Here is a 22,137-nt window from a genome sequence, read left to right as displayed (position 1 = left end):
ATCGCACGTTTGGGCGCATTCATAGGGTCTTAAACATCATAACGTGTAACTACACGACTTCGGCCGAACTGCCCACCTCGCGCGCCTTAAGCTATTGAAATCCCATACCTGCGCTGAACGCGCTCACGCAGATTCCCCCGGATTTTGTCGAAGTTCGGTTGGCAGGCATACGGCGACTATCATCATTTATGTATTTATTTTCAAAGCCGTAACATCTTCGCCTGCGACAAATAATACGAAACCGCCACTACAGCCGAAAAAACTTTCAATGAAAGTTAACGCGTGTTAGCAATTGGAACGATTACATGTTTGACCAATTTCGTGGGGGTTTTCTTATGGTCAACGTTATCATTGCGTCTGCTGTCGCTGTTGAAGGCGGCTATCTGAATTTCACGGTAACGTTGTCGGAAGCCGCGCCTGACGCCATCACGATGTCCTACCGGACGCTGATGGATACAGCCGACGATGGCGATCTCTACTACGCGGCGACCAGTTCTTATAACAATGGCACAATCACCTTTGCGCCCGGCGAGACATCGGTCGAGATAACGATTCGAACGGACGGGGATTATGCAGACGAACGCGACGAGAACATCGTGCTCGAACTGTACAATCTCAGCGAAAACGCGGCATTCGCGGGCGGCGAGCAGCAGCTTCGCGCAATGGGCGTGATCCTCGACGATGACGGGACCGGGCCGAACCTTGCGCTGTTCGTGTCCGATCCGATAATCGAAGAGGGCGACAGCGGCACCAAGGGAGCAGTGTTCGAACTGCGCCTGTCGCGCCCGGCGGAAAGCGTCTTCACCGTGACTTATGCCACACGCGACATTTCGGCCGTCGCGGGCGAAGACTATGGGGCAAGGGCGGGCAGCGTGACATTCTCGGCCGGGCAGGACGTGGCCACGGTCCGCGTACCCGTCTATGGCGATACGGTCTTCGAAGGGACGGAAAGCTTTGCACTTGTGGTCGATGCGCCGGCCAACCCGTCGATCGGTATAGAGGGTCTGGCGGGTGAAGCGACAATCCGTGACGACGATGCGGACCCATGGCCCAGCGTCTCGATCTCGTCCGCCCGCGCCACGGAAGGATCCTATCTGCGCTTTGTGGTGACCCTTTCGGAACCGTCGCTGGACGCGGTTACGCTCTCCTACCGCACGCTGATGGATACCGCCGATGATGGCGATCTCTACTACGCAGCGACCAGTTCCTACAACAATGGCACGATCACCTTTGCGCCCGGTGAGACCTCGGTCGAGGTAACGATCCGAACGGACGGCGAGTATGATGACGAGCGCGACGAAAACATCGTGCTCGAACTCTACAACCTCAGTGAAAATGCGGAATTCGCAGGCGGCGAGCAGCAGCTCCGCGCAACAGGGGTGATTCTCGACAATGATGGGACGGGGTCAAATCTAGCGCTGTTCGTGTCGAACCCTGTTCTGGAAGAGGGCGACAGCGGCACCAAGGAAGCGGTGTTCGAATTGCGCCTGTCGCAGCCGGCGACCACGGCCTTCACGGTGACCTATGCCACGCGCGATATCTCGGCCCAGGCCGGGGTCGACTATCTTGCGCAATCGGGAAGCGTAAGCTTTGCGGCCGGGCAGGACGTGGCCACTGTACGCGTGCAAGTCTACGGCGACACGACCGTCGAGGGAACGGAAAGCTTTGCGCTGGTGGTCGACGCACCCGCCAGCCCGCTGGTCTCGACCGAGGGGCTTGCGGGCGAGGCGACGATCCGAGACGACGATGCCGGGTTGTGGCCGAGCGTCTCCATCGCTTCCGCCACGGCCACCGAAGGGTCCTACCTTCGCTTCACCGTGACGCTGTCGGAACCGTCGCTGGACGCGATCACAATGTCCTATCGGACGCTTCGCGACACGGCCGGTGACGACGATCTTTCTTATGCGACGACCAGCAACTACAACAACGGAACAATCACCTTTTCGCCCGGGGAAACCTCGGCAGACATCCTCATCCGAAGCGATGGTGAGTATGACGACGAGCGCGATGAAAACATTGTGGTCGAACTCTACAACCTCAGCGAAAATGCAGAATTCGCGGACGGCGAACAGCAGCTTCGCGCGACCGGCGTGATCCGCGATAATGACGGCACCGGTCCGAATCTCGCGCTGTTCGTATCCGATCCGGTTCTTGCCGAAGGCGACAGCGGCACCAGGGAGGCGTTGTTCGAACTGCGCCTGTCGCAGCCTGCGACCGCGGCCTTCACGGTGACCTATGCCACCCGCGATATCTCGGCCCAGGCCGGGGTCGACTATGCCGCGCAGTCGGGCAGCATAAGCTTCGCGGTCGGACAGGACGTGGCCACGGTGCGCGTACCGGTCTACGGCGACTATACGGCCGAAGCGACAGAGAGCTTTGCCCTTGTGGTCGATACACCGGACAGCCCGTTTATCGACACCGAAGGTCTTGTGGGCGAGGCGACGATCCTTGACGACGATGCCAATATCGGACCCAGCGTTTCGATTTCTTCCGCACAGGCCAGTGAAACATACGAGTATCTCCGTTTCACCGTTACACTGTCAGAGCCGTCGGTGGACGCGGTCGCGATGTCCTACAGAACGCTTCAGGACACGGCTGATGACAGCGACATGTACTATGCCACGACCAGCGACACCTATAACAATGGCACCATCGCTTTTGCACCGGGCGAAACGTCGACGGATATCTTCATCCGAACCGACTCAGACAGCGTGGACGAGCGCGACGAAAACGTTGTCCTCGAACTCTACAACCTCAGCGCAAACGCCACATTCGCCGGCGGTGAGTTGCAGCTGCGCGCGACGGGCGTAATCCTCGACGATGACGGCACGGGGCCGAACCTTGCGCTGTTCGTGTCCGATCCCATTCTGGTCGAAGGCGACGGCGGCACCAAAGAGGCGGTGTTCGAGTTGCGCCTGTCGCAACCGGCAGGAACCGACTTCACGGTGACCTACGCCACGCAGGACATCACCGCCATCGCCGGGCAGGACTATGCCGCGCGCTCGGGCACCGTGTCCTTCGCCACCGGGCAGGACGTGGCGACGGTGCGGGTGCCTGTCTATGGCGACACAATGCCGGAAATGAACGAGAGTTTCGCCCTCGTGGTCGAGGCCCCGACCAGCCCCTCGATCACGTTCGAGGGGCTTGCAGGCGAGGCGACGATCCGCGACGACGATTCCAGCCAGTGGCCCGGCGTCTCCATCTCGTCTGCCACGGCGCTTGAATGGGGCTATTCCGGGTACCTGCGTTTCGTCGTATCGCTGTCGGAAGCGTCTGACGTACCCGTCCAGATTTCGTACCAGACCGACCTTGGCGATGCGCTTCAAAGCGACCTTTACTACAGCGACAATACCGGCGTTCTGGATTTCGCGCCGGGAGAGACCAGCAAGTCTGTGTTCATACGCACAGATTCCGACTCTCTTGATGAACGTGACGAATCCGTCTTTCTGCGCCTGACAAGCTATCAGGTGGGTGAGTCCTACGTGACCTTCCCGGACGACCAGAACGCGATGACGGCCGTCGGCTTCATTCTGGATGACGACGGCGTCGGCCCGAACCGGATGCTTGCGGCCTTGCCCACCTCCGTCCGGGAAGGCGACAGCTGCGATCCTGTTCATTTCGTGCCGGTCTATCTGTCCAGCCCGGCCGCCGATACCCTGGTTTTCGACGTCTCGGCCCAGAACGGCACGGCGACGGCAGGCGTGGATTTCGAACTGCTGACTGACACGGTCACATTCCTGCCCGGTCAGACCAGCGCGGCAGTACAGGTCGCGATTTTCGGCGACCGGGCAGAGGAAGGCACCGAAAGCTTCACCTTGTCCTTTGCGCCCGCGACCGACACGCCTTTCGTCGGGACGATACAGAACCGAGGTGTCACGATCCTCGATATGGTCGATGTGCCGGACGGGAGTTACTACGGCACGAACGGATCGGAGTCCGTCACCCTGACATCGGGCAACGATACCTATTACGCGTATGGCGGGAACGACACCGTATCCGGCGGTTCCGGCCATGACGTTCTTCATGGCTGCGACGGCAATGACCGCCTGCTCGGCGGAAGCGGCGATGACATTCTTTACGGCGAAGGCGGCATGGACACGCTGACGGGCGGTGACGGCTCCGATGTGTTTCACCTGTCGAGCAATTTTCCAACGGGCACGTCCTATCACGACACGATCACGGATTTTACCGGGGAGGATGTCATCCGGTTCCATGACGGACTCGCCCTTATCTCCGCGAGTTCGGGCGCAGCGGAAACGCAGCTTCACTTTGACACCGACAGCGACGGCGCCGCGGATGCAATCCTCACCCTGCGCGGGGACTTCCGAGACTACGAATTCCATACCCGGGCCTATGATGACGACGAGGTCGAGGCCTACCTGAACGTCCAGACAGGTTCGGGCGGCGCCAGCACCCGGGGCGATTTCAACGGCGACGGCACCAGCGACATCCTGTGGCGCAAGTCCGCCGGTCATGTCGGCTACTTCGAAATGGAAAATGGTGGTCATACCTATCACGCCATCGGCTGGGCCGGCACCGACTGGTCGGTCGAAGGCACGGGCGACCTGAACGGCGACGGAACCAGCGATATCCTGTGGCGCAAGTCCGCCGGCCATGTCGGCTATTTCCAGATGGAAAATGGCACCCACAGCTATCACGCCATCGGCTGGGCCGGGACGGATTGGACGGTTCAGGGCCTCGGCGATCTGAACGGCGATGGCACCGACGATATCCTGTGGCGCAAGTCGGCCGGCCATGTCGGCTATTTCGAAATGGACAATGGCAGCCACACCTACCAGGCCATCGGCTGGGCCGGTACCGACTGGACGGTCGTGGGCATCGGCGATCTGAACGGTGACGGGACGGATGACATCCTGTGGCGCAAGTCGGCCGGCCATGTCGGCTATTTCGAGATGGACAATGGCAGCCACACCTACCACGCGATTGGCTGGGCGGGGACGGATTGGTCGGTCGAGGGTGTGGGCGACCTGAATGGCGACGGCACCGACGATATCCTGTGGCGCAAGGACACTGGCCATGTCGGCTATTTCGAAATGCATGACGGGCAGGACACCTATCACGCCATCGGCTGGGCTGGGACAGACTGGTCGGTCGAAGGAGTCGGCGATGTGAACGGCGATGGCACCGACGATGTCATCTGGCGCAAGGACACCGGCCGTGTCAGCTATTGGGAAATGAACGACGGCGACGCGACCTATCACGCAATCGCCGATGTCGGCACCGACTGGCAAATTGTATAAATGTCAATGACGGCAGGAAGACCGGCCACTAGAGCTGCGTAAAACGCGGCCCGTTCGGGTGATACATCAGTACGCGATAAGGGGCGGCGCGCCTTGGTGCGCGCCAAGGCGCGCCGCCCCCCAAGACCGTTCATCTAGAGGATGTGGACGTGATGGGTCAAATGTCTGGGCTTGCTTCGGAAAAGTGCCAAGATCATCTCGTGAGGTCGTGACACCTTCCTGCCCGCGGCTCGTTCTGATCCAGATACTCGAAGATGGCGGATCGTCACGCCGCTACACCCGAACTAACCCCAGGCGCCAACGTGGCCGATAATTGCGCCGTCGTTTCGAGAGATCGACTTGGTCCGAGGTCTATTCGGTGAAGCCGCCTAACCCCCGGACGTCATGACGAACTCCGGTCACTGCCAGACCTCTCGCCCGCGATGCCTGCCCTTGGCATACGCTCCGGGGCACCGAACTTCGACAAAATCCGGGGGAATCTGCGTGAGCGCGTTCAGCGCAGGTATGGGATTTCAATAGCTTAAGGCGCGCGAGGTGGGCAGTTCGGCCGAAGTCGTGTAGTTACACGTTATGATGTTTAAGACCCTATGAATGCGCCCAAACGTGCGATATCCTGCATGCCATGTTCACGCGCATCACCGAGAGCGGCGGGCGTCGCTATCTGCAGATTGTCGAGTCCTTCCGTAACGAGGCGGGCAAGCCCCGGCTGCGCGTCGTGGCCAATCTGGGGCGCGTGGACGGGATGAAGGATGGCCAGCTCGATGCGCTGATCCGGGGGCTCAGTCGCGCCGCGGGTCGGGTCGAGCCCGAGAAGGCCGAGATCACCTACGAGGCGGCGCGCAGCTATGGCGACGTCTTTGCCCTGCACGAGTTGTGGAAGGACCTTGGTTTCGATCATGCCCTCGGCCGTGCGCTGCGTTCCGGCAAGCGGAAAGTCGACGTGGAGGCGCTGGTCCGCGCCATGGTGTTCAATCGGTTGTGCGACCCCACAAGTAAGCTGGGCTGCCTGCGCTGGCTGGAAACGGTCGCCATGCCGGCGATGCCGGACACCGTCACCCATCAACACCTGCTCCGCGCCATGGATGCGTTGATGGATCACGCCGATACCGTCGAAGGCGCGCTTGCCAAACAGATCCGTCCGCTGGTCGATCGCGATCTGGCCGTGGTCTTCTATGACCTGACCACGGTGCGCATCCATGGCGACGGGGATGTCGCGGACGACCTCCGCGCTTTCGGGATGAACAAGGAAACCGGCGGCATCGCCCGGCAGTTCGTGTTGGGCGTGGTCCAGACCGCGGACGGCCTGCCGCTCATGCATACCGTTCACCCGGGCAACATCGGCGAGACGAAAACCCTGCAGGGCATGCTCAAGACAGTCTTGCAGCGCTTCCCCGTCCAGCGTGTCATCCTGGTGGCCGACCGCGGTCTGCTCAGCCTTGAAAACATCGACGAGCTGACCGCCCTGGCCGATCAGGACGACCGCAAGCTGGAATTCATCCTCGCGGTTCCCGCCCGTCGTTATGCCGATCTGGTCGAAACCTTCCAGGGCCTTGCTTTCGACGAGGACGGGTTGGCGGAAAGCAGCTTCGCCGGCCACCGCCTGATCGTCGCCCATGATCCCGTTCGAGCCGCCGACCAATCCGACCGGCGCCGCGCGCGCATCGCCGAGCTTGAAGCCCAGGCCGAAAAGATGGTCGCAAAGCTCGACGCGCAGGACGGCGGCCAGACCGCGCGAGGTCGCCGTGCCTCCGACCGGGGCGCCTATAGCCGCTTCACCCGCGCCGTCGCCGAGGCGGAAATGACGCGCTTCCTCAAGGCAGACCTGCAGGCCGACCGGTTCAGCTGGAGTGTTGACGAGGACGCCGTCGCGCGCGCGGAGCTCTTCGACGGCAAGCTCGCGCTCCTGACCAACGCCCCCGACTTGACGCCCGCCGAGACCGTTACCCGCTACACGTCGCTGGCCGATATCGAACGCGGCTTCCGCGTCCTGAAATCCGACATCGAGATCGCCCCGGTCCACCACCGGCTGCCCGACCGCATCCGCGCCCACGCGCTGATCTGCTTTCTCGCCCTCGTCCTCTACCGTGTCATGCGCATGCGGCTGAAGGCCAAAGGACATGACGCCAGCCCCCGCACCGCGCTCGACCTGCTCGCCCGCATCCACCGCCACGAAGCCCGGATCGCCGACCGCAAGTTCGATGGCCTCACCACCCCGACCCCCGAACAACTGGAGCTCTTCGACACCCTGAACCTGCCAAAACCCGCCTGATCACCCTCGCGTAGTTACATTTTGGCCAATCTCGCCATAACGATATCAATCACTTACGCGTTTTACTGGTGAACTTGAGGGGGCAGAGCCGGGCAAGCAAGGCCGATCCCGCCAGCCTGCGCAGCGCGCGACTCGCATTGCCGAAGGAATGGTGCTAGGTGCCCTTATTTCGTGCAGGGGTGAGACACAAAATGTGGAAATCCATCTGGAAGGCAGCATTGGCCCCGGTGCTTCGGCGACCGGCCCTGTTTCAGGTTGCCGCCTTATGTTTCCGCACGGGGCCGGATGGGCCCGAGATCCTGATGATCACGTCCCGGGAAACCGGCCGCTGGCTGCTGCCCAAGGGATGGCCGAAGCCCGGCCATGACGCGGCCGGAACCGCCTGCGAAGAGGCGTGGGAAGAGGCCGGCGTTCAGGCCGATTGCAGCCGGGCCCGGCAGATCGGCACATACACATATGACAAGCGCCTGAAAGGCGGCGTGCCCGTCGCGACAGAGGTGCACGTCTACGCCGTTCCGGTCGACAGCCTGAAAGACAGCTATCCCGAAATGTCCGAACGCCGCCGGGTCTGGATGACCCCCAAAAGCGCCGCCGCCGCCGTTGACGAGCCCGACCTCAAGGACCTGCTGCGCCGCTTTCCCGAACTTAGCCACGGCTAGGACCACACCGGCCCCCACATAAAGACCGAGACGATGACCGACAGTTTGAAGAGTAACCAGTGGCGCACGGTCGACAAGGACCTGCACCGTCTTTCGCGGGTGGAATACGCGACCATGCATGTCTCTCGCCCGCTGGTGGGGGTGGGCGTGTCGCTGGCCTTTATCGTCGTGGCCGCCCTGGTGGCGGGCCTTGTGACCGGGCAGGCGTCGGGGGCGCTTTTCATCGTCGCCGCCGCGGCCTTCGGGGCGTATATGGCGCTGAATATCGGCGCCAATGACGTGGCCAACAACATGGGGCCGGCGGTGGGCGCCAAGGCCCTGTCGATGACCGCCGCCATCGTGATCGCCGCGATCTGCGAAAGCGCGGGCGCGTTGGTCGCCGGCGGCGACGTGGTCTCCACCATCTCCAAGGGCATCATCGACCCGGTCAGCGTCGAGAATGCGGAAATCTTCACATGGGCGATGATGTCGGCGCTGTTGTCCGCGGCGCTGTGGGTCAACATCGCGACATGGTTCAGCGCCCCGGTATCGACCACGCATTCGGTGGTCGGCGGCGTTCTGGGCGCCGGTGTCGCCGCGGCGGGGCTGTCGGCGGTGAACTGGTCCACGATGGGCGCCATCGCGGCAAGCTGGGTGATCTCGCCCTTGCTGGGCGGGGTCATTGCCGCCGGGGTGCTGGCCTTCATCAAGTGGCAGATCATCTATCGCGAGGACAAGATCGCCGCCGCCCGCAGATGGGTGCCGGTTCTGATCGGGGTGATGGCGGCGGCCTTCGCGGCCTATATCGCGCTGAAGGGTCTGAAACGGGTGGTCTCGATCGACATGGGCAGCGCGCTCCTGATCGGGCTGGGGATCGGTCTTGCCGGTTACGCCATCGCGATTCCGCTGATCCGGCGGCAGGCGCGCGGGCTGGAAAACCGCAACAAGTCGCTGAAAACCCTGTTCGCGGTGCCGCTTGTGATCTCGGCGGGGCTGTTGTCCTTCGCCCATGGCGCCAATGACGTGGCCAACGCGGTCGGTCCGCTGGCCGCCATCGTCCATGCGCAGGAATTCGGCAGCTTCGCCGGTAAGGTCGCGATCCCGGTCTGGGTGATGATCATCGGGGCGTTCGGGATCTCCTTCGGGCTGATGCTGTTCGGCCCCCGGCTGATCCGCATGGTCGGCAGCCAGATCACCAAGCTGAACCCGATGCGCGCCTATTGCGTGGCCCTTGCCGCGGCGATCACGGTCATCGTCGCCTCGGGGCTGGGGCTGCCGGTCAGTTCGACGCATATCGCCGTGGGCGGGGTCTTCGGCGTCGGTTTCTTCCGCGAATGGTACATGGAACGGCGCGCGCAGCAGGCAAAGACCAACCGCCCCTCTTCCAAACCCCTGCCGGTCGAGGAACGGCGCCGGCGCAAGCTGGTGCGGCGGTCCCATTTCATGACCATCGTGGCCGCCTGGGTCGTCACCGTCCCGGCCGCCGCGCTGTTGTCGGGGGGCATGTTCGCGATCCTGCGCGCGCTGCTGGGATAACGGGCAAAGGCCCCGCGTGTCGCCTTTGCCACGGCCAGCGACATGGGCGACCGCCCACGGGCCAGCCGTGCCCTCACCATATTCTTGACAAAAGCAGTCAGAAATCGTTGCTGGGGAGGCCCCTCCCCGTCACCGGGGCCGCCCGCAATTCCCGGCAAGGGGCATTTTGGCAGATGTCTTTCAACGCAGCCGTGCGCCACCATCCATATGATCAGGGAGATCCGTCATGGAACCACAGCCGCTTCGTTGCCCCTTTGCGGTCCAGCGCAACACACAGCGCGGGATGCACCCCCTTCACCTTCGTCGGTCCGTACTGAACCGCGAAATCCTGCGGCCCGTGTTGAAACAGGCGGGGATCGCGGCGATGCCGGATGACCCCCATATCGTCCTCGCCCACAGCGACGACCCGGTGAACTGGGACCTGCCGGTCTTTCAGCCCAACCCGCACCGCATCGCGATCTCTCCGGGCAAGCCGCGCTTTGTCCGGCGCGACGGCGACACCTTGATCGCGCTGGAATTCGACGCCCCCGAGCTGGAGGCCCGCTGGGCGGAACTGCGCGACGCCGGCGCCCGGTGGGAGGGTGCGCCCTTCGTTCCCCGCATCCTGTTGGGGCGCAGCGATCAGCCGCCGCCCGCGATCTGCTTTTTCTCGGTGCCGATCCTGTTCGGGCCGGAATGGCGCGCGACGCCGGACTGCCTGCGCCCGGGCGGGCGCGGCCCGGCGACCTGACGCCTCAGCGCACGGCCAGCGACCGCCCCCCGGCGAACAGATGCACCTTGTCGGGGGCGGCGGTCATGCGGGCCGATTGCCCCCGCAGACCGCGATGGATGCCCGAAAGCTTTGCGATCACCGGGTCGTATTCGGGTTTGGAGCGTTCGAAGTAAAGCTGCGTCACCTCCCCCAGCGCCTCGACGATCTCCACCCGCCCCTCGAACGCGAAATCCGCGCCGTCGGTGGGGATCATGTCCTCGGGCCGGATGCCGACATTGACCGGGCGCCCCTTGTCCTCTGGCCGCGTGGGGATGTTGGCGGCAATCGTTCCGCCCCCTTCGGGCAGGCGCACCTGCGTCACCTCTCCCGGCTCGGCCACCTCGCCCGCGATCAGGTTCATCGACGGACTGCCGATAAACTGCGCCACGAATTCGGACACCGGGCGTTCGTACAGCTCCAGCGGCGGGCCGGCCTGCGCGATGCCCTTGTCGGCCAGAACCACGATCCGGTCGGCCAGCGTCATCGCCTCCACCTGGTCATGGGTGACATAAATCATCGTGCTGTCGGGCATCGCCTCTTTCAGTTGCGCGATCTCGATCCGGGTCGCCACGCGCAGGGCGGCGTCAAGGTTCGACAGCGGTTCGTCGAAAAGATAGACCTTGGGGTCGCGCACGATGGCCCGCCCGATGGCCACCCGCTGCCGCTGCCCGCCCGACAGGGCCTTGGGCAGACGGTCGAGATAGTCCTGCAATTGCAGCGTCCGGGCCGCGCGGGAAACGGCCGCGTCGATCTCTGCCCGGCTTTTCCCCGCGATCTTCAGCGCAAAGCCCATGTTGTCGCGCACCGTCATATGGGGGTAGAGCGCGTAGGACTGAAACACCATCGCGATGCCCCGCTGCGCGGGCGGCACGTCGTTCATCCGCACCCCGTCGATGTCCAGCGTGCCGCTGCTGATCCGCTCCAGCCCCGCGATCATCCGCAAAAGGGTGGACTTGCCACAGCCGGAGGGGCCGACGAACACGATCAACTCCCCGGTCGCGATGTCCAGGTCGATGTCCTTCAACACCTCCACCGTGCCGTATCTCTTGCCCACCTTCGACAGGGTCAGCTCAGCCATCGTCGTCCCCCTTGTGGCGCAGCAGCAGACAGGGTTGCCACGGCCCCAGATGCACCTGCCCGTCCGCGCCGGGATGCGCCGCGTTGATCTCTCCCCCGACGGCCAGCCAGTCGCCCGTGGGCGGGGTCAGCAGGGCGGGCCGGTCGGACAGGTTGAAGGCGCAGAACATCTCTGCCCCCTGCCCCACCCGGCGAAAGGACAGCACGTCCTCCGCATGGTCCATGTCCTTTAACGCCCCGGTCGCCAGCACCCGGTTCGCGCGCCGAAACGCGATGGCCCGGCGATAGTGATGGATCAGCCCCTCGGGCGCGCGTTCCTGCGCGTCGACGGCCAGATGCACATGCTGCCCGGGGATCGGCAGCCATGTCTGGGCCGCCCGCGAAAACCCCGCATGCAGCGCGCTAGCGTCCCACACCATCGGCGTGCGGCACCCGTCGCGCCCCTTGAATTCCGGCCAGAAGGCGATGCCGTAGGGGTCTTGCAGCGCCTCGAACGGCACCTCGGCCTCGGGCAGGCCCAACTCCTCCCCCTGATACAGGCACACGGTGCAGCGCAGGCACATCAACATCGTCAGATAGGCCCGAAGCGCCGCGCCGGACAAATCCCACCGGCTGGCATGGCGCACCACGTCATGGTTGGAATAGGCCCAGCAGACCCAGCCCTCCGCCGCGACCCGGTCGAGCTTGCCATAGACCTCTGCAATGCGGGCGGCGGTCAGGGGCGCGTTTTCAAGAAACTCGAACCCGTAACACATCTGCACCTTGTCGCCACCGGATGTGTATTGCCCAAGGATATCCAGCCCCTTCTGGGCGTCCCCGACCTCGCCCAGGGCAACGGCGCCGAAATCGTCCAGCACCGCCCGGAACCGGCGCAGGAACTCCAGGTTCTCGGGCTGGTTCTTGTCGTACAGGTGCAACTGATGGTTATAGGGGTTCACCCGCGGCGCGATGGAATCGTTCCGCTCTTCCGGCGGACAGGGCGGATTGCTGCGCAGGTCCCTGTCGGCGAAGTAGAAGTTGATCGTGTCCAGCCGGAACCCGTCCACCCCGCGCCCCAGCCAGAACCGGGCGGTGTCGAAAATCGCCTGCTGCACGTCGGCTGAATGCAGGTTCAGGTCGGGCTGGCTGGCCAGGAAATTATGCAGGTAATACTGCTCCCGCCCCGCGTCCCACTGCCACGCCGGCCCGCCGAAGATCGACAGCCAGTTGTTGGGCGGCGTGCCGTCCGGTTTCGGATCGGCCCAGACATACCAGTCGGCCTTGGGGTTGTCGCGGCTTGACCGGCTTTCGACGAACCAAGGATGCTGGTCCGAGGAATGGGACAGCACCAGATCGATCATCACCCGGATGCCCCAGCCATGCGCCGTTTCCACCAGGCAATCGAAATCGGCCAGGCTGCCGAAGATCGGGTCGACGTCGCAATAATCGCTGACGTCATAGCCGAAATCCTTCATCGGCGAGGGGAAGAAGGGCGAGATCCAGATCGCATCGACGCCAAGGGAGGCGACATGCGGCAACCGCTCGACAATGCCCAGCAGGTCGCCCACGCCGTCGCCGTTCGAATCCTGAAAACTGCGCGGGTAGATCTGATAGATCACCGCGCCGCGCCACCAGTCCGGATCGGATGTCAGTGCCATGCCCGCCCCCTCATTTCACCGACCCCGCCAGCAGGCCGCGCACCAGATACCGTTGCAGCGTGAAGAACACGACCAGCGGCACCGCCATCGACACAAAGGCCGCCGCGGCCAGAATGCCCCAATCGCCCCCGCGCGATCCCAGCAGGTCATCGACGATCTTGACCGTCATCACCTTCGCCTCGTCGGTGGAGGGCAGAAACACCTTGGCCACAAGCAAATCGTTCCAGACCCACAGGAACTGGAAGATCGCGAAACTGGCCAGCGCCGGGAAGGACAGCGGCAGAACGATCCGCGTGAAGATCTGAAAATCCGTCGCCCCGTCCACCTTGGCGCATTCGATGATGTCGCGCGGCAGCCCGGCCATGTAGTTGCGCAACAGATACACCGCCAACGGCAGCCCGAAGCCGGTATGGGCCAGCCAGATCCCCAGGAAACTCTGCCCGATCCCCACCCGGTAATGCAGCGACAAAAGCGGCACCAGCGCCAGTTGCAGCGGCACCACCAACAGCCCCACCACCGCGGCGATCAGCAGACCCCGCCCCGGAAACTCCATCCAGGCCAGCGCATAGGCGGCAAAGGCCGCGATCAGGATCGGGATCACCGTCGCCGGGATCGTCACGGTCAGCGTGTTGATGAAGGCCAGCGCCATCTTGTCCGCGCCCAGCACCGTTTCATAGTTGCCAAGCGTCAGGCGGGGGGGCGAGGCCGCGATGACATAGATCCGCGGATCGCGGCGGCCGAGATCCTCTGACGCCTGCACCCGGAACGTGCCGTCCTCCGCCACGCTCAGCGTGCCGCCCCGGCGCATCTCGGCGACCTCTCCCGGGGCAAAGGCGCCGGGCGCCCGGCCGGTGATGCCGAACCCGGTGACTCGCCCGGCCCCGTCGGGAAAGGCACGCGCCATGTCCTCGGTCTCAAAGACATTGCCGGCGATGACAAAGCCCCCCTTTGCGGCCGCGGCATCCGACGCGGGCGCCTGTGTGCGATAGGCCTGCTCCACCGCGAAGGGCGCGCGCCACCAGCCCGTGGCCGAAATCTGATCCCGATCCCGGAAGGACGACACCAGCAAGCCCACGGTCGGCACCAGCCACAGCACCACCAGCGCCGCCACCGTCAGATGCACCGCCCATGTCAGCCGCGCCTTCTGCCCCGCCACGCCGCTCATTGCATTTCCTTCCGCACCTGCCGGATGTTCCAGACCATCACCGGCAGCACGATCAGCATGATGACGAAGGCGACCGCCGTCGCCCGCCCGTCATCGCGGAACATGAAGCTCATCATGTAAGAGGGCAGGATCTGCGTGCCGAAATTGCCGCCGGTCATGGTGTAGACGATGTCGAACACCTTCAGCACCAGCACGGTAATCGTCGTCCAGACCACCACGATGGTGCCCATGATCTGCGGCACCTTGATGCGAAAGAAGATCTGGAACGGGTTCGCGCCGTCCAGAATGGCGGCCTCCACCGTTTCCTCGGGGATGCCGCGCAGGGCGGCCGACAGGATCACCATGGCAAAGCCGGTCTGGATCCAGATCAGCACCACCATCAGGAAGAAGTTGTTCCAAAACGGAATTTGCAGCACATCCACCGGCCCGCCCGCCCCCAGCATGGCCCGGATCGCGTTGATCAGCCCGATATCGGCGTCGTTGGTATAGACGAATTTCCAGATCAGCGAGGCGCCGACAAAGGAAATCGCCATCGGCAGGAAGATCAGCGATTTCGCGACATTGCCCCAGCTTAGCCTGTCGGTCAGTTGCGCCGCGACCAGCCCGACAAAGGTCGCCGCCGCCGGCACCACCAGCACCCAAAGCAGGTTGTTCAGAACCGCGGTCCTGAACGCCTCATCCCCCGCCAGTGCCGCGTAGTTGCCAAGCCCGATGAACTCTTCCCCCGACCGGTTGAAAAGCGACCGCCAGAACGACCCCACAACCGGGTAGACAAGGTAAAGCCCCAAGGCCCCCATCGCGGGAAACAGGAACAGCCACGGCCGCACCGCGTTCGCCCGGCTGATATTGCGCCCCGGATCGGCCCCCCGCGGCGGAAACAAGACCCGGTCAAGCAAGAGGTTCGACAGGTAGAAATACCCCACGCAGGCGCCGACCCCGATCAGGATCGTGAAAAGACCCTGCAGCATCGGCGACATCGGCGCTCCTCCCCTGCCCTGCCGGCCCTAGCGGATCGACTGCCAGCGGGCCTCGATCCCCTCGGCCACGCTTTCGGCGCTGTCGCCGGTGGTATAGCTGACCATGCCCTTCCAGAACGCATCGGCGCCGATTTCACCCGGCATCAGGTCCGACCCGTCGAAACGGAAGGTCGTGGCGTTCAACAGGATCTCCCCCATCGCGCGCGCCGCATCGGTGGCATAGGCATCGGGGTTCGCCGCCTTGAACGGGGTCAGGAAGCCCGATTGCGCCATCCAGACCTCGCTGGCGATGGGCGTTTTCAGGAACTCGATAAAGGCGCGGGCCGCCGGGCTGTCCGACGTGATGGCCCAGAGCGTGCCGGCCCCAAGCACCGGCTTGCCCAGGTCCTTGTCCGCCCAGGCGGGGAAGTAAAAGAAATCGACGTCGTATCCCATTTCGGTGCCTTCCGGGAAGAAGGTCGGGATAAAGCTCGCCTGCCGGTGCATGTAGCATTCGGGCGGGAAGGTGAACAGCCCCGCGGGACTGTCCCGAAAATCGGTCGTGGCGACAGAGGCCGCGCCGCCGCTGACAAAGGCGTCGTTGCGGGCGAACCAGCCATATTCCTCGATCGCGCCGACCACACGCGGGTCGTCGAACGGGATCGCGTGGCTGACCCAGTCGTCATAGACCGCTGGCGGCTGGGTGCGCAGCATCATCTCTTCCACCCAGTCGGTCGCGGGCCAACCCGTCGCCGCGCCAGAGCCGAGCCCGATACACCACGGCGTGCCGCCCTCATCGGCGATCCGCCGGGTCAGCGCCTTCAAATCCTCCATCGTTTCGGGAATGTCGTATCCCGCCTCGTCAAAGGCGTCGGGCACGTACCAGACCAGCGATTTCAGATCGACCTTGAAGAAGAAGCCGAACAGGTGGTCCTCTCCATTCGCATCCGCATAGGTCCCCAGATCGACCCAGGACTCGCCCGCGGCGTAGTTCTCTCTCACCCAGTCCGCCGTGTCCGCGCCCAAAGGCGCCAGAAAACCGCGCCGGGCCATGTCGGCGGCCAGCCCCGGTTGCGGGAACACCGCCATGTTGGGGGCCGATCCGGCCTGTGCCGCGATCACGATGTCCTGTTCGAAACTGTCAGAGCCGGAATAGTCCACCTCGGCGCCGGTCGCCGCCTCGAAATAGGCGATCATCGAGTCGACCAGCGCCTTGTCCGCCCCGGTCCACGGCCCCGTGATGGTCAGCGCCTGTCCGCTCAAATCCTCTGCGGCGAACGCCTCATAGCTTTGCCAGTTGAACCGGTCGTCTTCGCCGGGCGGAAAGATCAGGTCCTGCGCGGCGGCGGAATCGAACACAAGGGCCAGCGCAGCAGCGCCTGCCATCCATGTGAAACGCATATATACCTCCCCTGCGGTGCGCTTTCGGCACCTTTTGCTGTTTTCCCCCGCAATTTCAGCGCAGAGGACGACATGCCCCAACGGTGGCGAAAGCCCCGCCGGCTGTCAACCAACGCGATAGCGGCGCGATTGTTCCCTGGCAGAATGTTTTCCCCATTGACGGGCGCATCGCTTGGCGCGACCCTTTCAGAATGCCATTGTCCCGCAATGATTTTCCGCCCGGCTTTCTTTTCGGTACCGCCACCTCGGCCTACCAGGTCGAAGGGCATGGCCTTGGCGGCGCGGGCCAGACCCATTGGGACAGCTTTGCCGCGACGCCCGGCAACGTGTCGCGGGCCGAAAACGGGGCGCGGGCCTGCGACCACCTGAACCGGTATCAGGAGGATCTGGACCTTGTCGCCGACGCGGGCTTCGACCTTTACCGGTTCTCGACCTCATGGGCGCGCGTCCTGCCCGACGGCACGGGTACGCCGAACCCCGCCGGTCTCGATTTCTACGACCGGCTGGTCGATGGCATGCTGGCCCGCGGGCTGAAACCGGCGCTGACGCTCTATCACTGGGAACTGCCCGCGGCGCTGGCCGATCTGGGCGGTTGGGCCAATCGCGACACGGCCCATCATTTCGCCGATTTCGCCGCGCTGATGGCCCGCCGGCTGGGCGACCGGGTCTGGTCATGGGCCACGATCAACGAACCCTGGTGCGCCGCGTGGCTGTCGCATTTCGAGGGGCACCATGCCCCCGGCCTGCGCGACATCCGCGCCACCGCCCGCGCCATGCATCATATCGGGCTGGCCCACGGGCTGGGGCTGGCGGGCTTGCGCGCCGGGGGGGCGGACAATGCCGGGATCGTGCTGAATTTCGAACCCGCCTTTCCCGCCGAAGACACCCTGACCGCCCGGGCCGCGGCCAACCGCTATGACGCGGTGTTCAACCGCTTTTTCCTGGGCGCCGTCACGCGCGGCACCTATCCCGATCTGGTGCTGGAGGGGTTGGGCCCGCATCTGCCCGACCGCTGGCAGGACGATCTGCCGGGGATCGCCGCCCCCCTCGATTGGCTGGGCGTCAATTATTACACCGTGAAACACCTGACCGAGGCACCCGGCCCCTGGCCCAACTGGCGCACCGTGCCCGGCCCCGGCCCCAAGACCGACATGGGATGGGACATCGCGCCCGGGGCACTGACCGACCTGTTGTGCCGCCTTCACGACAAAACATCCGGCACCCTGCCGCTTTACGTGACCGAGAACGGCATGGCCGCCCCCGACGGCATCGCCAACGCCCATGTTCAGGACGAAGACCGCATCGCCTATATCGCCGCCCATCTGCGCGCGGCCCGCGCCGCGATTGCCAAGGGCGTTCCGCTGAAGGGTTTTGTCATCTGGTCGCTTCTGGACAATTTCGAATGGGCGTTCGGCTATTCCAAGCGCTTCGGGCTGGTGCATGTCGATTTCGAAACGCTGGCCCGCAAGCCCAAGGCGTCCTACGCCGCGGTACAGGCGATCCTGAAGGGCCGGGCGTCCTGAGGGCTGCTGAAACGCCAGAAATCCCGCCGCAGAGAAAACCGCTCCTTGAAAGCAAAGATTGATCAAGGCACCCCGAGCCGCGCCCGGCCCTGGGGGAGCGCAGCGAAACGCTTGTGCCGATCAGTTTATCTGGAAAGCCCGAACGACATACGGGATGCGAAGGACATCGCCAAAGGCCCCCCGCATGGCAGCTATTCTGCGCCCCGGGCAAACCAAAACCGCCCTTGCCGCGTTAAACACCGATGACAGGCAAGGAGGACCCATATGCACACTCCAGGAACCATCCGGATCGCCGTGATCGGGGCCGGGCCGCGGGGGCTGGGCGCGCTGGAGGCGCTGGCCGCCCGCCTGCCCCAAACGGGCACCACGGTCGAGGTCGAGATCTTCGACCCCGACCCACATCCCGGCGCCGGCCCGAATTTCGACCCGACGCAAAGCCCGCTTGCCCTGCTGAACCTGCCCGTCCGGTCGGTGTCGCTGCGCCAGCGGGAGGGCCTCGCCCAGCCTTTCCCGGACTTTGCCCAGTGGCGGAACGGCGCGGATGACGAGACTTTCCCGCCCCGCGCGGATCTCGGCGCCTATCTGAACGCGCGCCTGACTCATCTGAGGGCCACCGCGCCCGCGGGGATGCGCCTGCGCTTGCGCGACATCCGGGTCGATCGCATCGACCCCGCCACCCCGGGTTGGCGGATCGCGGCCGGCGGTACCGTGTTCGGCCCGTTCGACGAGGTTCTGATCGCCCCCGGCCAGCCCGACACCGCCCCCGACCCGCAGATCGCCCGCTGGCGCGACCATGCCGACCGCCACGGGCTGGACCTGCTGCCCGCCTATCCCGATGCCGCGCTGCGGGCCGCGGCCGAAGGCTGGGCCGGGCGCAAGGTCGCGGTGCGCGGGCTGGGCCTGTCCACGCTGGATGTGTTGCGCTTTCTGACCCTCGGCCTTGGCGGGCGGATCGAGGACGGCCGCTATATCGCATCGGGGCGGGAGCCCGCGCGCATCTTCCCCTTCTCGCTTGACGGTCAGCCGCCGATGCCGAAACCGGCCGATGCCGCGCAGGACGCCCGCTATGATCCGCTGCCAGCCGAGACCGACGCGTTCGAGACCGCCCTTGCCCGCGCGATCGACAGCCCCGCAAAGACCGCCCTGCCCCCGATTGCCGAGGCGCTGCGCAGACCCGCCGAACGTATCCTGCAAAGGGTCGGCGGCGATGTGGCGGCCGCCCGCCCGTGGCTGGAGACCGAATGTACCCGCCCCGGCACGCAGGAAACCCGCGCCCCCGCCGACGCGCTGGCCGCCGGGATCGCCATGGCCCGCGGCCAGCAGGTTCCGTCAGCGGGCTATGTTATCGGGCAGGTCTGGCGGAAATGGCAGGATGCGTTCCGGCGCGGTTTCAACACCGGCGGATGCGCGCCCGACACCGCCGCCGCCCTGATCGGTTTCGATGAGGGGTTGAAACGCTATTCCTACGGCCCGCCCGTCAGCTCGGCCGAGGAACTGCGCACCCTGATCGCGGCGGACCGGGTGCAGCTTTGCGTCGTGGACGATCCCGATATCTGCCTTGTGCCAGAGGGGTGGCAGTTGCAGGACGGCACGGCGACGACCTGCGTGTCGGCGATGGTCGATGCCGTCCTGCCCGCCCCGGCGCTGGAGGGGCTGGCCGCCCCTGCCCTTGCCGCCTTGCGCGACGGGGGCGTGCTGTCGCCCGTGGCCGATGGGCTGGGCGCGCGGACCGACCCCGACGCGCAGGTGATCGGCACCGATGGCGCCGCCCGCGCCGGGCTGTGCCTGCTGGGGCGGCCCGCGCTTGGCAGCACCGCGGCGGTGGATTCGATCCATGACTGTTTCGGCGCCTCTGCCGACCGCTGGGCCGCCGGGGTAGTGCACAGGGCAGACGCGCGGCGCCCCGCCTCGGTGGCCTGAAAAAACGTTTCAGATCAATCCTTACCGCCGGGAAGGGCACCTGTAAGGTCAACACCGCAAGCCGTGTCATCGGCGGACCCTTTGGGGCGTTTTGGCGATGGCACGGCGGGCGGCGGCCTTGGTCTGCGCGGGCGCTTCACACATATTCATATTTAATATCAAATAGATAAAAGACATCGCAAAACATCTGCCTCCACCGCCCGCCGTCACGACCCGCCCCCGGCACATGTCCGCCTGCGACCCACGGCTTGTCGGAACCGCCCTGCCCCACCGGCGTTGAGTGCCCAGTCACAGGCGGGATGGATTGAATGACGGACCACGGAAGGATCAGCGTGATCGTGAACGAAAAGGCCGGGCGCACGAATGCCGAACAGCCGCGCCGAGACATGTTGCGCGAGCGGTTCGCCAGCGTCGGCCTGTCGGTCGACATCCACGGCCCACGGGCCGGCCAGACGCTGTCGGACGTCGCGCGCGCGGCCCTTGATGACGGGGCCGACATGCTGGTCGCGGCGGGCGGCGACGGGACGATCTGCGCCGTCGCGGGGGTCTGTCACGGCGCGGATGTGCCGATGGGGGTCATCCCGCAGGGCACCTTCAACTACTTCGCCCGGGGCCTTGGCATCTCGCAAGAGGTGGACGGCGCCATCGCGACGCTGGCCACCGGCACCTTGCGCGACATCCGCCTGGGCGAGGTGAACGGCCGGGTGTTCCTGAACAATGCCAGCATCGGGCTTTACCCCGCGATCCTTGAACGGCGCGAGACGATCTATCGCCGCTGGGGCCGCAGCCGCGCCGCGGCCTATTGGTCGGTGATCGCCACGCTGCTGTGGCTGAAGCGCGCGCTGCCGCTTCGGCTTGATATCGACGGGCGGCAGGAACGGCTGGTCACCCCGCTGGCCTTCGTCGCCAACAGCGCCTACCAACTCGATCAGTTCAACCTTCACGGGGCGGACCATATCCGCAGCGGGGACTTCGCGCTGTTCCTCTCCCCCAATGGTGCGCAGGTCGACCTGATCCGCGCGGCAGTTGGGCTGGCCGCCGGCATGGCCCGCAAGGACGAGGAATTCCTGCTGCGCCACGGCCGCGATATCGTGCTGTCCACCGGGCGGTCGCGGGTTCTGGTGGCCCGGGATGGCGAGAAAGAGATCATGCGCGACCCGCTCCGCTTTGCCTTCCGCGACCGGCCGTTGCGGGTGGTCGCCCCGGCGGAGGTATCTTGACCCGGATCGTTCATATCTCTGACCTGCATTTCGGCCGCACCGATGCCGATCTGCTGCAACCGCTGCTGGCCGCGGTGAACGACGCGCGGCCCGACCTGGTGGCGGTGACCGGCGATCTGACGCAACGTGCCCGCGTTTCGCAATTCCGCGCGGCGCGGCAGTTTCTTGACGGGATCGCGGCGCCGTGGCGGGCGGTGCCGGGCAATCACGACATCCCGCTGGATAACCTCGCCCTTCGGATGCTCTGGCCCTTCGCCCGGTATCGGGCGCAGATATGTCCCAACCTTACGCCGGATTTCGCGGCGCCGGGGCTGACGGTGCAGGGCTTCAACACGGTCGATCCGTTCCGCTGGCAGCGGGGCCGGGTCCGCGCGCGCGATCTGGATGCCGCCTGCGCCCGCTTTGCACCGGCACAGGGGCATCGCGTGGTCATGGCCCACCACCCGTTCGAACAGGGCCGCGACAGCCACAAGGCGTTGATGAAGCACGCGCCGCGGTCGGTCGCGCTTCTGGCCGGCTGCGGGGTCGATGTGGTTCTGTCGGGCCATCTGCATCGCTGGCGGGCCGCGCCGCTGACCGCGGCGAATGGCTGGCAGATGGTGCAGGTGCATGTGGGCACCGGGCTGTCGACGCGCCTTAGGGGTCAGGAAAACGACTTTGCCATTCTCGACCTGGACGGCGCGTGCATCACCCTGACCCGGATGGTCGCGCGGAACGGCGCGTTTCGGGCGGGCGGCGAATGGCAGTTTCACCGGGGCCCGAACGGCTGGGAAAGCGGCTAGC

At 65.0% G+C, this 22,137-nt stretch carries 14 protein-coding genes; 9 read left to right on the top strand and 5 right to left on the bottom strand.

What is annotated here, in order from left to right; genetic code table 11:
* The first annotated feature begins 335 nt into the window (after nucleotides 1-335).
* The 5 genes from RGUI_RS20005 (at nucleotide 336) to RGUI_RS19985 (ending at nucleotide 10,434) form a co-directional block, all read left to right on the top strand.
* Nucleotides 336-5,261: a Calx-beta domain-containing protein gene (locus RGUI_RS20005; protein ID WP_172841223.1), complete on the top strand. Its 4,926-nt coding sequence runs from the start codon at nucleotides 336-338 to the stop codon at nucleotides 5,259-5,261.
* A gap of 622 nt (nucleotides 5,262-5,883) precedes the next feature.
* Nucleotides 5,884-7,530 (top strand): IS1634 family transposase, encoded by a 1,647-nt coding sequence (locus tag RGUI_RS20000; protein ID WP_081533821.1) that lies wholly within the window; start codon nucleotides 5,884-5,886, stop codon nucleotides 7,528-7,530.
* Nucleotides 7,531-7,721: 191 nt separating this feature from the next.
* On the top strand, nucleotides 7,722-8,189 hold the full coding sequence (locus RGUI_RS19995; RefSeq protein WP_081536240.1) for an NUDIX hydrolase: 468 nt from the start codon (nucleotides 7,722-7,724) through the stop codon (nucleotides 8,187-8,189).
* 33 nt (nucleotides 8,190-8,222) lie between these two features.
* Nucleotides 8,223-9,704 (top strand): inorganic phosphate transporter, encoded by a 1,482-nt coding sequence (locus tag RGUI_RS19990; protein WP_081536239.1) that lies wholly within the window; start codon nucleotides 8,223-8,225, stop codon nucleotides 9,702-9,704.
* Between the two features lie 364 nt (nucleotides 9,705-10,068).
* Nucleotides 10,069-10,434 carry a hypothetical protein gene (locus tag RGUI_RS19985; RefSeq protein WP_172841222.1) on the top strand — a complete coding sequence of 122 codons (366 nt, stop codon included), beginning with the start codon at nucleotides 10,069-10,071 and terminating at the stop codon, nucleotides 10,432-10,434.
* A gap of 4 nt (nucleotides 10,435-10,438) precedes the next feature.
* Here RGUI_RS19985 and RGUI_RS19980 read toward each other — a convergent pair whose 3' ends face one another.
* From RGUI_RS19980 to RGUI_RS19960, 5 genes are read right to left on the bottom strand one after another with little or no spacing between them, the layout of a single operon-like run.
* Nucleotides 10,439-11,533, bottom strand: coding sequence for an ABC transporter ATP-binding protein (locus RGUI_RS19980; RefSeq protein ID WP_081536237.1), 1,095 nt, complete (start codon nucleotides 11,531-11,533; stop codon nucleotides 10,439-10,441).
* Nucleotides 11,526-13,169: an alpha-amylase family glycosyl hydrolase gene (locus tag RGUI_RS19975; protein WP_081536236.1), complete on the bottom strand. Its 1,644-nt coding sequence runs from the start codon at nucleotides 13,167-13,169 to the stop codon at nucleotides 11,526-11,528. Before RGUI_RS19975 ends, RGUI_RS19980 begins: the two co-directional genes overlap by 8 nt.
* A gap of 10 nt (nucleotides 13,170-13,179) precedes the next feature.
* Complete coding sequence (locus tag RGUI_RS19970; RefSeq protein WP_081536235.1) at nucleotides 13,180-14,334, bottom strand: carbohydrate ABC transporter permease; 1,155 nt, start codon at nucleotides 14,332-14,334, stop codon at nucleotides 13,180-13,182.
* Nucleotides 14,331-15,311, bottom strand: a complete 981-nt coding sequence (locus tag RGUI_RS19965; protein WP_081536234.1) for a carbohydrate ABC transporter permease — start codon at nucleotides 15,309-15,311, stop codon at nucleotides 14,331-14,333. Before RGUI_RS19965 ends, RGUI_RS19970 begins: the two co-directional genes overlap by 4 nt.
* Before the next feature lie 27 nt (nucleotides 15,312-15,338).
* Complete coding sequence (locus RGUI_RS19960) at nucleotides 15,339-16,691, bottom strand: ABC transporter substrate-binding protein (protein ID WP_081536233.1); 1,353 nt, start codon at nucleotides 16,689-16,691, stop codon at nucleotides 15,339-15,341.
* Nucleotides 16,692-16,882: 191 nt separating this feature from the next.
* On the opposite strand from RGUI_RS19960, the gene RGUI_RS19955 reads away from it, so the two are divergent.
* The 4 genes from RGUI_RS19955 (at nucleotide 16,883) to RGUI_RS19940 (ending at nucleotide 22,136) form a co-directional block, all read left to right on the top strand.
* Nucleotides 16,883-18,214: a GH1 family beta-glucosidase gene (locus RGUI_RS19955; protein ID WP_081536232.1), complete on the top strand. Its 1,332-nt coding sequence runs from the start codon at nucleotides 16,883-16,885 to the stop codon at nucleotides 18,212-18,214.
* Nucleotides 18,215-18,478: 264 nt separating this feature from the next.
* A complete protein-coding gene (locus RGUI_RS19950) occupies nucleotides 18,479-20,134 on the top strand; it encodes an FAD/NAD(P)-binding protein (protein WP_081536231.1) in 1,656 nt (551 codons plus the stop codon).
* A gap of 308 nt (nucleotides 20,135-20,442) precedes the next feature.
* On the top strand, nucleotides 20,443-21,354 hold the full coding sequence (locus RGUI_RS19945; protein WP_081536230.1) for a diacylglycerol kinase family protein: 912 nt from the start codon (nucleotides 20,443-20,445) through the stop codon (nucleotides 21,352-21,354).
* Nucleotides 21,351-22,136 carry a metallophosphoesterase gene (locus RGUI_RS19940; RefSeq protein WP_081536229.1) on the top strand — a complete coding sequence of 262 codons (786 nt, stop codon included), beginning with the start codon at nucleotides 21,351-21,353 and terminating at the stop codon, nucleotides 22,134-22,136. Before RGUI_RS19945 ends, RGUI_RS19940 begins: the two co-directional genes overlap by 4 nt.
* Nucleotide 22,137 lies beyond the last annotated feature (1 nt).

Origin of the sequence: Rhodovulum sp. P5 (assembly GCF_002079305.1) — a bacterium.
Taxonomy (GTDB): Bacteria; Pseudomonadota; Alphaproteobacteria; order Rhodobacterales; family Rhodobacteraceae; genus Rhodovulum.
Note: the sequence above shows the minus strand (reverse complement) of the source record. Positions and strands in the feature narration are given on the sequence as shown.

What these genes read in the sequence shown, in the direction of transcription:
- RGUI_RS20005 (WP_172841223.1), top strand. Translation starts at nt 336, where the DNA reads ATGGTCAACGTTATCATTGCGTCTGCTGTCGCTGTTGAAGGCGGCTAT.
- RGUI_RS20000 (WP_081533821.1), top strand. Translation starts at nt 5,884, where the DNA reads ATGTTCACGCGCATCACCGAGAGCGGCGGGCGTCGCTATCTGCAGATT.
- RGUI_RS19995 (WP_081536240.1), top strand. Translation starts at nt 7,722, where the DNA reads ATGTGGAAATCCATCTGGAAGGCAGCATTGGCCCCGGTGCTTCGGCGA.
- RGUI_RS19990 (WP_081536239.1), top strand. Translation starts at nt 8,223, where the DNA reads ATGACCGACAGTTTGAAGAGTAACCAGTGGCGCACGGTCGACAAGGAC.
- RGUI_RS19985 (WP_172841222.1), top strand. Translation starts at nt 10,069, where the DNA reads ATGCCGGATGACCCCCATATCGTCCTCGCCCACAGCGACGACCCGGTG.
- RGUI_RS19980 (WP_081536237.1), bottom strand. Translation starts at nt 11,533, where the DNA reads ATGGCTGAGCTGACCCTGTCGAAGGTGGGCAAGAGATACGGCACGGTG.
- RGUI_RS19975 (WP_081536236.1), bottom strand. Translation starts at nt 13,169, where the DNA reads ATGGCACTGACATCCGATCCGGACTGGTGGCGCGGCGCGGTGATCTAT.
- RGUI_RS19970 (WP_081536235.1), bottom strand. Translation starts at nt 14,334, where the DNA reads ATGAGCGGCGTGGCGGGGCAGAAGGCGCGGCTGACATGGGCGGTGCAT.
- RGUI_RS19965 (WP_081536234.1), bottom strand. Translation starts at nt 15,311, where the DNA reads ATGTCGCCGATGCTGCAGGGTCTTTTCACGATCCTGATCGGGGTCGGC.
- RGUI_RS19960 (WP_081536233.1), bottom strand. Translation starts at nt 16,691, where the DNA reads ATGCGTTTCACATGGATGGCAGGCGCTGCTGCGCTGGCCCTTGTGTTC.
- RGUI_RS19955 (WP_081536232.1), top strand. Translation starts at nt 16,883, where the DNA reads ATGCCATTGTCCCGCAATGATTTTCCGCCCGGCTTTCTTTTCGGTACC.
- RGUI_RS19950 (WP_081536231.1), top strand. Translation starts at nt 18,479, where the DNA reads ATGCACACTCCAGGAACCATCCGGATCGCCGTGATCGGGGCCGGGCCG.
- RGUI_RS19945 (WP_081536230.1), top strand. Translation starts at nt 20,443, where the DNA reads ATGACGGACCACGGAAGGATCAGCGTGATCGTGAACGAAAAGGCCGGG.